The sequence below is a fragment of the Thalassospira profundimaris genome (assembly GCF_003326795.1).
GTDB lineage: Bacteria > Pseudomonadota > Alphaproteobacteria > Rhodospirillales > Thalassospiraceae > Thalassospira > Thalassospira profundimaris_C.
In genome coordinates, this window is sequence record NZ_JPWI01000007.1 from 166,984 (window position 1) to 179,756 (window position 12,773).

Sequence of the window (12,773 nt, forward strand, 5' to 3'; positions counted from 1 at the left end):
AGCCAAGACGCCCGCCGGATGTAACATCCCCCCGTCACATTGGTGTGAAGCCACTGGACAATCGCGATAATCCGACCATCTTTGGGAACGAGAAATTCAGCTATCCCGATGACCAAAGATGTGAAGTGACCGAATATGAGCAAATATCACAAAGACCCGGACGCCATCGCAGACCTGTCCCCGGAACAATATCATGTGACACAGGAAAGCGGCACAGAGCCGCCGTTCCGCAATGATTTCTGGGATCACAAGGAAGATGGGCTTTATGTGGACATCGTCTCGGGTGAGCCGCTTTTCACATCGCGTGATAAATTTGATTCCGGCTGTGGCTGGCCAAGCTTTGTAAAGCCCGTTGAGTCCGATCACGTCATTGCCCGCGAAGACAACAGCCATGGCATGCGCCGGATCGAAGTCCGGTCCAAACATGGTGACAGCCATCTGGGCCATGTTTTCCCGGACGGGCCGCGTGATCGTGGTGGATTGCGTTATTGCATCAATTCCGCATCGCTGCGCTTTGTCACCGTCGATGATCTTGAGGCCGAGGGATATGGCGACTATCGCCACCTTTTCGATTAATCAGAAATAAAAAGACCGGCGCAAAGCCGGTCTTTTTATTTGTATGAGGATTTTCCACAACCTTAGAAATCACCCGGCGCACATTGCAAACAGGTCAGGCCCATATCGCGCCATTTATCGACCACGCGCCTGCGATCATCGACCACAAGCCATGGATTAAACCCGTCGTCGATGATCTTTGCCAGAAGGTCTTCCTTGACCTCTTCATCGGTGCGGTGATCGGCGTCGACGGGGCGCAGATACATGCCATCAAACGGAATATTATGCGCACGCAGCCAGGATTCTGATCGATGCTGCCAGCCTGCCGGGCGGCCCGAACAGATCAAAATCGCATGGCCCGACGCATGCAGGATACGCAAAAGCCGTTCGATATTTTCAATCGGCTTTGCATGGTCCATCGCGTCAAAAAACGCATCCCACTGTTTTTCCACACCGTGAACCAGATGCCCCAGGGCATCGGCATCGAAATGCGCGAGTGTTCCATCCATATCAAACACCACCGCATCCCGTGCAGTCACAGAAGTCGGTCGGGTTTGTTGCGCATCGGCGTTTGCGTTGGTCACGCGGAGATCTCCTTGATCAGGGTTTCAGTCAGATAGTCATATTCCCATCCGGTCGGAACCGGACGGAACAGGATCGGGGTGGCATTGGGGACACGCGGCCCGTCGGCCTCGAACCCGGTCATATAAAGAATGCAGCGCGCCACACCGGAATGGGCAACAACAACGGTCAGGTCGTCGCTGACTTCTGCCAATGCCTGTTGCATGGCAAAGGAAACGCGCTGGCACATGGCATCAAACCCTTCGCCATTGGGCGGGGTTTCAAAGCGCGGGCACAATTCCGCAATCGGACGTCCTTCAAGATCGCCCCAATGCCGTTCGCGCAGACCATCAAGTACCTTGGCCTCATAGTCGGGCAGAACAAGGCTTGCCGTTGTCCGCGCCCTGTCTTGTGGACTGACATAAACCGCCCGCCATCTTGCCTGCGCCATCAGGGGCGCAATCGCGGTTGCCTGTTCGCGGCCGGTGTCATTCAGGGGCGGTTCGTTGGAACCTGCAATGATACCTGCGCGGTTGGCATCGGTTTCCCCATGCCGGATGAAGACAAACGGCAATTTGGGAAATTCGAACTTCTCAGCAGCATAAATCATGATCAGGCATCACCCGTTTGAATATCGAAATGGATCGCAACCCATTACAAATAGAACCGATCAGCAAGCTGTAGCCGTCCGTCGAACCCGTCGACAAGACCAAAATCCTCGGGACAACTATTGAAAAGCGGGACCACCTGCATGGCATGGCACTGATTGGCGAGTTCAATGACATGACGTGCCAGTGGATGAACGTTCCAGCGCCGGAAATGCGCATGGCCCTTTTCGACCATCTTGCGGGCTTCAATCGGCATGAAGCCGGTAAAGATCACATGGGCACTTGCCCCAAGTCGTCCGGCATCACGCCATTTATCAATCAGTTCGCGCGCCTTGCCATAGGTCGCACACGGTGCATGACATAACAGCAACCGGGCATCGGGATTGAAATGCTTTGCCTTGTCCTTAAGCCCGCGCAGACGCCGGATGGCATCGGCATTCACATAATCTGATCCATGGGCATCAAGCACCTGCTTGACCTGCCCATAGCAGCGATCATCCATCGACCAGTCGGTCAGGCCGTGACTTTCAAACAAAAGCGCCATTTCCGCAGCCCGGCCACTTGGCGGCACAGGAAACAGGATTTGACCATCCAGCTTGGTCATGGTGGTCAGAAGACTGTCAATCCGGACCTGCTGGCTGAGTTGTTCCATGCCATATGATGCATCAAGCATCACAGTCGCGGCATCCGGGGGACTGTCATACAGGAAGTAATCGGATTCCTGACAGAAATCGCCGGAATAAAGCAACCCGCCCCCCAGTTCGAAATGCAGCCACACCCCGCCAAAGGAATGACCGGTACGCCCGGTGGTCACCGTAACACCATCGACCTGAATTTCCCCGCAGGGCGGCAAGGGAATGACATTTGCCCCCTTGGGCAAGGATCGTGCGGTAACTTCGGTACAATAGATCGGAAGGCCAGCCGCCACGATCTCGTCAGCAGCTCCGATATGGTCGACATGGTCATGGGTAATGAAAACGGCGTTAACTTTGTTAAGCCATGCCGGATCAAAACCCTGATCACTTTCCGGGCCGACGCCGCAATCAAGCATCCAGCGCCGGTTAAAGAATTCCAGTCGCAAACAGGCCGGGCCTTTTTCGCCAAGCCCGGAAAGAACACGCATGCGGGCAGACATCAGGCAACCTCACCTGCTAGCCGGTCAAACACCCATCCGTCGGCGACTTTAAGCCCGACCGGTTCGCCAACCCTGGCACGGCGGCTGGCATAAACCGGCAAGGTGTGGTCGTCATCAATCCGGACCGACAAACGGAACCGCCCGCCCAGATAAACGCAATCCTCGACCTTGCCACGCAAGGGCGCACTGTCTTCGACCCAGACATCTTCGGGACGCAGGCACAACCCCGCCTGCCCGTTGATATGACCGCTATTGGCCAGTTTCGGACAAACGCGCGCGGCAATCCGAGTATCGCCCAGCCTGACTGAACATGTCCCGCCATCTTCGACCTGAACACCGGTTATCGGCAGGACCGACCCGGCCCCGACAAAACCCGCCACCATATGATCGGCAGGTTCACGATAAAGCGTTTCAGGGGCGGCCATCTGGCGAATATGGCCCTTGTCCATCACCGCAATCCGGTCGGCCATTGCCATGGCTTCGGCCTGATCATGGGTCACGTAAATCATCGTGGCCCCGGTGCGACGATGGAAATCAAGAAACGCCTGCTGCATGGTTTCACGCAGATGCACATCAAGGTTTGCCAGCGGCTCGTCCAGAAGCACCGCACGTGGTTCCATCACCAGACACCGTGCCAGTGCCACACGCTGACGCTGCCCGCCGGAAAGTTCGGCAGGACTGCGATCCGCATAGGGACCAAGGGCAACGATATCGAGCGCTTCAGAGATGCGGCGATCACGTTCGACACGGTTCATGCCACGTACTTCAAGCGGATAGCCGACATTGCGCGCTACCGACATATGCGGCCACAGGGCATAGGATTGAAACACAATGCCAAGATTGCGGTCTTCGGGACTGACCATCAGACCTTTGGCAGGATCGGCAACCGCCTGCCCGCCAATTGAGATTTGCCCGTCATCGGGTTCTTCAAATCCGGCAAGCAATCGAAGCAACGTCGTTTTGCCACAGCCCGACGGGCCAAGCAGGGCGACGAATTCACCATCGGCGATATCAAGCGACACCTGATTAAGGGCACGATAATCACCAAAGCATTTTGTAATGCGCGAAAGATTTATGTCTGCCATGGCACAACTCCCTTGGGCAAACGACGCGAAGCCAGCTGAAAACAGCTCATCAACGCGATCACAACCAGCACGACCAGAACCGCCACGGCCGAGGCCAGAACGGTGTCGCCACTGTCATCAAGATTGAAAATCAGAACACCCAGCGTTTCATTGCCCGCCGACCACAAAAGGGCCGAAACGGTCAGTTCGTTAAACGCGGTCAGGAACACCAGCAACGCTCCGGCTGCCGCCGATGGTGCCGCCAGCGGCAACAACACATCACGCAAGCGCCGCCAGATACCGGCACCGCAGGCCTGGGCTGCTTCTTCAAGAGCCGGGTCAAGCTGGGTGAAACTGTTCATCACCGGGCGCAGCGCAATCACAAGGAAACGTGCGAGATAGGCGATAAAGATAATGCCCAGCGTGCCATAGAGGCTGATCTCGATCAGCGGGATCTTGATGAACAGCAAGATACAGGCAATCGCCAGAACCACACCGGGCAGCGCATAGGGCACTTCGACCAGAAGATTGATCAGCTTGGTCAGTTTCGAAGGTTTGCGCACCATCACATAGGCCAGCGGCAAACAGACCAGAACCAGCGTCATCGCCGCGCCCACCGACAGCATGAAGCTGTTATGAAAGGCACGGATCGTCGAAGGCTGAACAAACAAAACTTGGTTAAAGGCATCAAAGCTGAAATTGCTGAAATTAAGCTTCACACCAAATGCCGGAACCAGCGACGTGGCAATTAGCGCCATTAACGGCACCACCAGAATGGCAATCAGAACCGCCCAAAGAACGGTTTCAATCAATGAACGTCGCGCCCCCAGGCGGATATCAAGCGGACGCCCGACCATCCCCATCAAACGGTAATCACGGTTGGCAAGCAGCCGGTGATGGATGGCGACACCACAAATCGCAATCGCCCCGATCAGCATGGCAAGAACCGATACCTCGCCCAGAACTGACGGGCCGAACCCGGCCAGTTTCTGATAAATCAGGGTCGGCAAGGTGGGATAATTGGCCGGAATACCGAGCATCGCCGGAATGCCGAAATTACCAAGGGCCGTGACAAAGGCCATCGCCGTTCCGGCAATCAGCCCCGGACTGGTCAGCGGTAAAATGATCTGCCACCACAAGCGCCCGCCACGCGCACCGGCAAGCCGGGCGGCTTCGATCTGTTCGCTCGGGATCATGCGCAGATTGGCGCGCAATGTCAGGAACACGATGGAGGCATGCTGGATCCCCAGCAAAAGCGCAATACCCTCGGCCGAATAAAGCGGCTGTGGCGATCCCATGGGTGGTGCGATGCCAAAGGCGTTTAACAGCGCACTGCTTGGCCCGGTCAGCTGAACCCAGCTCAGGGCCGTGATCTGCGGCGGTATCATCATCGGGATCATGAAACAGAACACCAGTGCTGCCTTGGCGCGCACGTCGGTCAGCGCGACCAGAAAGGCAAATGCCCCGCCAATCACCAGCGAAATGACCGTCCCAAGACCCGCCGTATAAAGGCTGTTGGCGGTTGCCTGCCATGTTGCGCCCGATCCCAGAACATCCCGGAAATAATCAAGCGACGGCACACCACCGACAAAAACGCCCTCAAAGGCAAGCCGGACAATCGGTAAAATGGAAATCACAAAGACCGGCAACAGCAACCAGTAAAGCAACCGGTCCGAAGACCGGTTGCCTGTGGATCTGGTCATGATGCCAGGCAGAGCGCCACGAAGGCGACCTGTAGCCTGCATTACTCAGCCCCGAAGATGTCAGCGAATTTCTTTTTGTTCGCTTCTGCCTGTTCAAGAGCGATAGCCGGATTGAAGTCCATCAGTTTGATGTCCTTGCGGGCCGGGAAGCCTTCTGGCAGGGCCATGTCATTGCGGGCCGGGATATAACCCATATCAAGAACCAGCTTCTGACCCGCATCAGACAGGACGAAGTCAACGAACTTGTGCGCAGCATCAACGTTCTTGGCGTCTTTCATGATCGCAACCGGCTCGGTCACATAGGTTACGCCTTCTTTCGGGAAGACGAAATCAACCGGCGAACCTTTGGCTTTGCCACGGATGGCAAGGAAGTCGACAACCACACCATACGGCTTTTCGCCCGATGCAACGGCCTTGAAGACGCCACCGTTACCGCCCTGTGCGCGGGCTTCGTTGGCGGCCAGTGCCTGATAGTAATCCCAACCCAGATCCTTGTTCTCGGTCAGGGTCGAAAGATGGATAAGAGCCGCACCGGAATAAAGCGGGCTTGGCATGACGATCTTGTTCTTCGCATCTGCATTCGACAGATCCGTCCACGAAGTCGGTGCCTTTGCCGCGGTGTTGTAAACAATACCGGTGGTGATCAGCTTGGTGGAATAGTAATAGCCTTCGGCATCGTAAAGCGCGTCTTCATAGGACTTGGCTTCGGCCGATTTATAAGCCTGAAGCAGACCTTCCTGTTTCATGCCTTCGAGCGTCACGGTGTCAGCAATCAGAAGAACATCCGGGCGCGGGTCGCCTGCGGCAATCTCGGCACGCAGCTTGGCCATCAGTTTGGTGGTGCCGTCACGGACCCACTCAACTTCAATATCCGGGTTGGCAGCCATAAAGGCATCAACAGTGGTCTGGGCATCCTGGTTGGGCTGGCTGGTATAGACAACAAGCTTTTCAGCAGCCTGGCCAACAACCGGCAGCATCATCGCAGCAGTCGCGACAGCAGCAAGAAGAACGTTACGCATGATCGGCATCCCTTGGTCGAAAATAAGGTTTCGTTCGAAAACGTTTCGACCCGGAAGCTATATGGATTTCGATAACAGTTGTGTGACAACACCAAGAATTAATTGTTTCAATAGGTATACCGGCCTTTCCAGCCGCAATCTGGCCTGTTTATAATCACGACACAAACGAAACCACGACTTTCGAACGAAAGAAACAATAGTGTCAGAAATTCCTGATCCCGTGCCGCTTGACCGTCGCCGTGACCGCATTGTCACCCTTGTTAAATCCTGTGGCTTTATGGCGGTCGAGGAACTTGCACGCCGGTTCAATGTATCGGTCCAGACCATTCGCACCGACCTGCGCGATCTTCAGGAACAGGGGCGTGTGTTTCGCCGTCACGGGCTGGCGGGCCCGGCACCCGATCCCGATAACTCGGCCTATGAAAAACGCGAAGTGTGGAACCGGTCGGGCAAGATGGCGATTGCCGCCAGGGTCGCCGAACTGATCCCCGAGGGCTGCACGATTGCCATCGGCACCGGCACCACTGCCGAACTCGCCGCCCAGCATTTATCATCGCACCGCAATCTGACCGTGCTGACCAATAACCTGCATGTGGTCCTGACATTACAAAATGCGCCAAACGTCACGCTGCGTCTGGCGGGCGGCACGGTACGCACCCGTGATCTTGATATCATCGGGGCGGATAGTGCCGATTTCTTTGGGGGTCTTCGCGCCGATTACGGAATTGTCAGTGTCGGCGGCATGACGGATGACGGTGATCTGCTTGATTTCAACATGGATGAAGTCCGCGCACGCCGCGCGCTTGTAAGCTGTTGCGATCACGCGATCCTGATGATCGACGAGAAAAAGGTCGGCCGCAAGGCGCTCTGCCGCGATGGCCATGCCAGCGATTTTCAAACGGTTCTTTTAAACACCGCACCGGGCGACGCCCTGCAACGCGCACTGGTCAAGGCACGCAGTCAGATTGTCGTTGTAACGTAAGGTCCTGGCACGCAATGGCTTAATGACAGGCCAGTGTAGCGTCTTCGGTCACGACCAGATCACCCTCGACATGCAGGGTGTGGTTCGGCGCAACCGCCGTCCAGCTTGCGGTTTCGGTATCGAGCGGTTCGGAGACCACAATCACGTGGTCGTCGCGTTTGCGCCAGTAAAGTGATGGCGGTTTGTCGTCACTGGCATGCCGGATGGCGCAGACACTTTTGCCATTGGACAGGCAGGCGGTGAAACGGAACGGGGCGGTCGCGCCGCGTACCTTCATTTCATTTTCGACGACTTCAATCGTGCGGCGGATGGCACGATGCGGATCGTCTTTCAGGCCAAGTGTCAGCATCAGGCAAAAGATCAGCTCGCTATCAGTTGATCCCTGACGGCCTTCGTAAAATTCGTCTTCGATCATGCCTTCGAGCGACCGGCGCACCAGCGGGTAATCGCCGATCTGGCCGTTATGCATGAACAGGTAATTGCTGTGCGCAAAGGGATGACAGTTGGTGCGGCTGGTATGCGTCCCGGTCGAAGCCCGGACATGGGCAAAGAACAGACCCGAACGGATATGATGAGCCAATGCGCGCAGGTTCGGATCATTCCATGCCGGAAGGATTTCACGATAAAGCCCCGGTGTCGGGCGTTCGTCGTACCAGCCAATGCCAAAGCCGTCCCCGTTGGTGGGTGTTTTGGCCTGTTCGGCATGCAGGCTTTGCTCGACCAGTGAATGGCGCGGCTCAAAGACCAGCTTTTCGAGATAAACCGGATCACCAACGTAACTTAGCCAACGGCACATATCCTGCCCCCCAATGCGCGAATTCGGACGGCGCACATCTAAGCCGTATAATTACAGCGTGGTCAATGTGATATTATGTCTTCCTGCCCTGATTTTAAGGTATGGCTGCGCCGCAGCCGCTTGTGGGCAAAAAGAACAATAAAGCACTTGCCAAGCCCGGTGATTGTCCGTATTTTCCGCGCCACAAAATGAATCGTGCTGGTGTAGCTCAGCTGGTAGAGCGGCGCATTCGTAATGCGTAGGTCGTAGGTTCAAATCCTATCACCAGCACCATTTTGTAAAACCCAAGACCCGCCAAGACGCAGTTTAGTGTATCTTCGGCGGGTTTTGTGTTTTCCGGGCCAGGTTGCATCCCCCGAAATCCCGGTTTTCTGCCGTTGATTACGACTGATTTACGAAATTGCAGAAATCAGCCCCGTTTCCCCGCAAAAGTGCAATCTTTGTCACATTCCCCGGCCCTGCACGTCTGAATGCATGGAACCGTTTAAATCCTTGCAGATAGAGGTGGCCGTTTATCCGGCACAAGACCCGCTGCAGGGGCAACACTGGGGAATGCATGCATGACAGACAGTGACGCGCCCAAACCCGATCAGACAAAACCGGCATCAGGCACAACTGATCGCAGTGCGAATTTGCATGAAGCAGGCCCGGCAGCAGCCGAGAACGGCCTGACTGAACCGGTCGAGGCCCAGGACGGGCTTGGTCAGGGTCCGCTTAACGAACCGCAGGCCGCACTCGATATCATGACGGCATTGTGCCACGAATTCGGCCTTTTGGGCACGTCGCCGCAAAGTGCGGATGCATCATCCCCGTCACATCCGGTAAATCAGGACGCGGGTCTGTCCCAACCCGGTGAAACGGCCTTTGAAATCATTCAACGATTTCTGTTCGACGATCCGGGTCGCCCCGGTTCGACCACCCCGCGCCCGAATTTCAACGATGCCATCCCGGACCCGACCAGCGTGATCGCCGGGACAGCCCAGACAAATTCCCCGCCCGGCAAACCGTCTAACAGCGAGGCACCCGCAATGAATAATCCGTTCTTTGACACGTCATCGACTGGCGAAACCTCGACACAGGCGCAGTGGGGGGTGACGATCACCAATCGTGATGGCAGCAGCACCGATCTGAACGGACCGGTCATTGCCGATGACATGTTCAGAACGTCAATGCCCCGCCTGAGCGGTAATACATCGGACGCAACCGGTGACCCCGACTGGACAATTTCGATGGCACAGGGCCATCCACTTTCGGCGGGGCGGACAAGTGCGCAAACTGCCGTCGGCGCACGGCTTGTTGCTGATGATCTGCCGCAAAGTCTGAAAGGCTGGCGCTTGCGGGTCGGTCAGTCGGCGGATGCGCAATCTGAATTGTCGGTCTCGGTACCAACATCGGCGCCATCGCAGTTGCGCGCCCTGATGTTTGACAGCACGGCCAAGGATGACGCACAGAACCGGGTTTCCGAGGTTCCGGTTTATGGTGGCGGGCCGCTTGCCCTGCATCTTGAACAATCGGTGGGATCGATTGCAAGCGGCACGGTTCCCAACCTTGCCCTGATCCGGTTGATCTTTGCCGATCGCGCTCCGATCCCTGTGCAGTTTGAATATACCGGCACCCTGCCCAGCCCGATTGTCGGCGGCAATATTCTGGCCGGTCCCAACTATACCATTCCGTTCCGCGTTCAGATCACACCGCCCAGCGAAGGAGACAAGGGGGCCAGCCTTGTTGCTTTGGTGCGCTATGATCAGGAAACAGGCTTTAACGTCACGGCACAGCTTCTGACCGAGGCGCGCACCTGCACACCCACCGCCATCCTGACCTGTGCCGGACAAAGCGATAACTCTGCCTGCAAGGCCGCAAGCATGGTGTCCAACAGCAATGGCCGACTTGAAACCTGTCTTACAGGACTGGCCACAAGCCCGGACGAAGGTGATCTGGCGCAATATGGCTTTGTCCTGACCGATCCGGCGACGATCACGACACAAACCGACGCCAAGCCGGACGCCACCGCCAGCACGGCCAAAACCGGCACATCCAAGGACAGCAGCCCGACGGCCGATGCATCGACCAAGGGTGCTGCCAGCGATCCAGACAACAGCACCGACAAATCCGGGTCGTCAGACACCGGCAACGCGGCCGCCAAATCGTCCGGCCGGGCAGCAAAGGGCAGTAGTAGCAATACTGACAATAACAACAGCACCAAGGGAGGCACCTGATGTCGGATCAGGCGCACAGGGATATTGCCACGGCCAGTGACCGCAAGGACGCGGTCAGGAAGGCCTTCAACCAGGAATATCTGGCAACGCAGAAAGCCATGACACAGGCCGCCGAGCGCGCCCGTGAACAGGTTCTTGATCAACGCTATACGATTTCGAACCACACCGACCAGGTCAGATCAGGTGCCACAAGCCCCCGCCCCCCGGTCGGCGCCCCGGTCCCGCAAAACGGTTATCCCGCACAAGGTGCTCCGCAAATGTCATCACAGGCGAACCTTCATGGCGATCAGCAGATCATGTTTGATATCGCCAGCGAAATTCGAAACATCATTACCCGCGAAATTGATTTGCGGATGCAATTGCTTTCAGAAAAGGTCGAAGCTGCCCTTGCCGATGCCTTTCCGGCACAGGATCAATCCACAGCATCGAACATGCCCAAAGGCAAAGACAGTTCCGGAAATTCACGATCTCCAAAGAAAGGTTGATCACTATAACAGCGGAGCGGACCCGGAAGATGGTCCGGCATCCCTGATGCGCGCCTGAAATGTGGATAGAGCGACACAAAGCAGCGCTCGGAAGAAACGCACAATCAGGCAGAAACAAGCGCCTTAAAATTCTCTTGGGCCGGAAGAATCAGGCTGCAAGGATATGCACCATTACACAACCTATAATTGCACTATAACTTTTATTCACAATCACTTAGCTTTCACGTCATAATAAAGGCCGCATAACTTAAACAGCCTATGGTTGCAATCTATCAACTGGAGGGGTCCATAGTGCAGAACGAAAAAACCAACCAACAGGAAGAGGCAGGTCTGACCGAGGTCGAGCTGCATTTCGTTCATAGCCTTGAACAAACTTTGGGTCAGGCGATGGCAGACGGCGATAACGTCACATCCATCTGGTCGCGGTTAAAACCCGATCAACGGGCGCGCATCGCCGAAGACTATCTCGACAGGCTTCGCACAACCGACCCTGCAGCTTGCAGCGCGGGCGACAACGATGGCGAGTTCGGCACCCGAAAGAACCCTGCCCTGTCCCCTGCCCGACAGGACAGACAAACTGTCGATGGCAACGAAGATATATCTTCTTTTGCCCTTGATCCCGCATCGGTTATCCAGCGCACGACACAAATGTCCTTTGGATCAACGGTGGCAGCCGATCTGGCAGCAGCGACAGAACGTCAGGCGCAGCAAACACCTGTCCATCCGACAGAAATGCACATACCGACTGCGCAATCGGAAATACCGGCCCCCCGACACAGTCCCCCGCCCGGTTATCCGGCCGATTTCAACCCGCTTGCGGGTTTCCCGGGACTGGAACCGTCAAATATCGGCCCGCGCCCCGAAGATATCATTGCTGGCGCACTTCCCGGTTTTAACGGATCGGGCAGCAACCCGATGGATGTTTTGCGCGGGCTTCTGCCAGGCGGCCTTGTTCAACCGGATTTGCGCCAACCCATGCCGGGCACAACCGACATTCCGCCCCATTCCCCGACGGGAACCCCCGACCACAGCCGATCAGACGCGTGGCCAAATCCCGCCCGACATCCGGGTCCGGATCTCGACGGTGATACCGGCCCAGCCGCCCCCAATTTCTGGCCGCTCTGGATTGATCAGCAGGACAGTCTTTTAAAACAGTGTCTGAAACTGATGTCGGGCAATATGGATGATGCGCAGGATGCGCTGTCCGAGGCGATGGTCAAGGCATCCACCAAGTTCGAAGATTCCATGGACGAAATCCGCAACCACCGCGCATGGCTTTCACGGATTGTCCATAATGCCTGTATTGATCTGCACCGCCAGAACCGCCGCAAGGCCGAATATCGTGAAGAAACACATGGCAGCGCCGATACCCCGGCTTCCCCGATGACAGCGCCGATCATTCCAAGCCCCGAGGAATCCTATCTGGCAGGTGAACAACTTGACCAGCTGGAAACGGCCCTTCTGGCGATGCATGAAAAATTGCGCAAACCGCTTTTGATGCGATGCGTTCAGGATCGCAGTTACGACGAGATTGCCGAGGCCCTTGGATTAAGCAATTGCGCGGTGCGCAAGCGCGTCCAGCTGGCCCGCGAACATCTCAGAGGGGCGGGCATTCAATAATCCGTCTGCCCTGCACCGATCAGAACCGG

12 protein-coding genes and 1 tRNA gene are annotated in these 12,773 nt (G+C 56.3%); 6 read left to right on the forward strand and 7 right to left on the reverse strand.

Translation table 11 applies throughout. The features are described from left to right. Positions 1 to 135 precede the first annotated feature (135 nt). Positions 136 to 576, forward strand: coding sequence for a peptide-methionine (R)-S-oxide reductase MsrB (gene msrB / locus TH30_RS12400; protein WP_114098402.1), 441 nt, complete (start codon positions 136 to 138; stop codon positions 574 to 576). Between the two features lie 62 nt (positions 577 to 638). On the opposite strand, the gene TH30_RS12405 is transcribed toward msrB, so the two are convergent. The 6 genes from TH30_RS12405 to TH30_RS12430 are packed head-to-tail and all read right to left on the reverse strand — an operon-like array spanning position 639 to position 6,645. Then, positions 639 to 1,139: a phosphatase domain-containing protein gene (locus TH30_RS12405; RefSeq protein ID WP_258548711.1), complete on the reverse strand. Its 501-nt coding sequence runs from the start codon at positions 1,137 to 1,139 to the stop codon at positions 639 to 641. After that, entirely contained in the window at positions 1,136 to 1,726 is a 591-nt protein-coding gene (locus tag TH30_RS12410) for a histidine phosphatase family protein (protein WP_114098403.1), read from the reverse strand. The genes TH30_RS12405 and TH30_RS12410 overlap by 4 nt, the downstream gene beginning before the upstream one ends. A gap of 44 nt (positions 1,727 to 1,770) precedes the next feature. Continuing rightward, positions 1,771 to 2,859, reverse strand: a complete 1,089-nt coding sequence (locus TH30_RS12415; RefSeq protein WP_114098404.1) for an MBL fold metallo-hydrolase — start codon at positions 2,857 to 2,859, stop codon at positions 1,771 to 1,773. Beyond that, positions 2,859 to 3,944 (reverse strand): ABC transporter ATP-binding protein, encoded by a 1,086-nt coding sequence (locus TH30_RS12420; protein WP_114098405.1) that lies wholly within the window; start codon positions 3,942 to 3,944, stop codon positions 2,859 to 2,861. The genes TH30_RS12415 and TH30_RS12420 overlap by 1 nt, the downstream gene beginning before the upstream one ends. After that, on the reverse strand, positions 3,932 to 5,668 hold the full coding sequence (locus TH30_RS12425; protein WP_114098406.1) for an ABC transporter permease: 1,737 nt from the start codon (positions 5,666 to 5,668) through the stop codon (positions 3,932 to 3,934). The genes TH30_RS12420 and TH30_RS12425 overlap by 13 nt, the downstream gene beginning before the upstream one ends. Continuing rightward, entirely contained in the window at positions 5,668 to 6,645 is a 978-nt protein-coding gene (locus tag TH30_RS12430) for an ABC transporter substrate-binding protein (protein ID WP_181850262.1), read from the reverse strand. The genes TH30_RS12425 and TH30_RS12430 overlap by 1 nt, the downstream gene beginning before the upstream one ends. Before the next feature lie 199 nt (positions 6,646 to 6,844). Between TH30_RS12430 and TH30_RS12435 the strand changes: the two genes are divergently transcribed. Beyond that, on the forward strand, positions 6,845 to 7,627 hold the full coding sequence (locus tag TH30_RS12435) for a DeoR/GlpR family DNA-binding transcription regulator (RefSeq protein ID WP_114098407.1): 783 nt from the start codon (positions 6,845 to 6,847) through the stop codon (positions 7,625 to 7,627). Between the two features lie 19 nt (positions 7,628 to 7,646). Here the strand turns inward: TH30_RS12435 and TH30_RS12440 are convergent, their stop codons facing one another. Next, positions 7,647 to 8,423, reverse strand: coding sequence for a class II glutamine amidotransferase (locus TH30_RS12440; RefSeq protein WP_114098408.1), 777 nt, complete (start codon positions 8,421 to 8,423; stop codon positions 7,647 to 7,649). A 197-nt stretch (positions 8,424 to 8,620) separates the two neighbouring features. On the opposite strand from TH30_RS12440, the gene TH30_RS12445 reads away from it, so the two are divergent. The 4 genes from TH30_RS12445 to TH30_RS12460 all read left to right on the forward strand — a co-directional run bounded on the left by TH30_RS12445 (position 8,621) and on the right by TH30_RS12460 (position 12,744). Then, positions 8,621 to 8,696 (forward strand) — tRNA-Thr (locus TH30_RS12445). A 287-nt stretch (positions 8,697 to 8,983) separates the two neighbouring features. After that, positions 8,984 to 10,639: a hypothetical protein gene (locus TH30_RS12450; protein ID WP_114098409.1), complete on the forward strand. Its 1,656-nt coding sequence runs from the start codon at positions 8,984 to 8,986 to the stop codon at positions 10,637 to 10,639. Further along, complete coding sequence (locus TH30_RS12455; RefSeq protein WP_114098410.1) at positions 10,639 to 11,124, forward strand: hypothetical protein; 486 nt, start codon at positions 10,639 to 10,641, stop codon at positions 11,122 to 11,124. Before TH30_RS12450 ends, TH30_RS12455 begins: the two co-directional genes overlap by 1 nt. A gap of 291 nt (positions 11,125 to 11,415) precedes the next feature. Then, positions 11,416 to 12,744 (forward strand): RNA polymerase sigma factor, encoded by a 1,329-nt coding sequence (locus TH30_RS12460; protein ID WP_181850264.1) that lies wholly within the window; start codon positions 11,416 to 11,418, stop codon positions 12,742 to 12,744. The last annotated feature ends 29 nt before the right edge of the window (positions 12,745 to 12,773 follow it).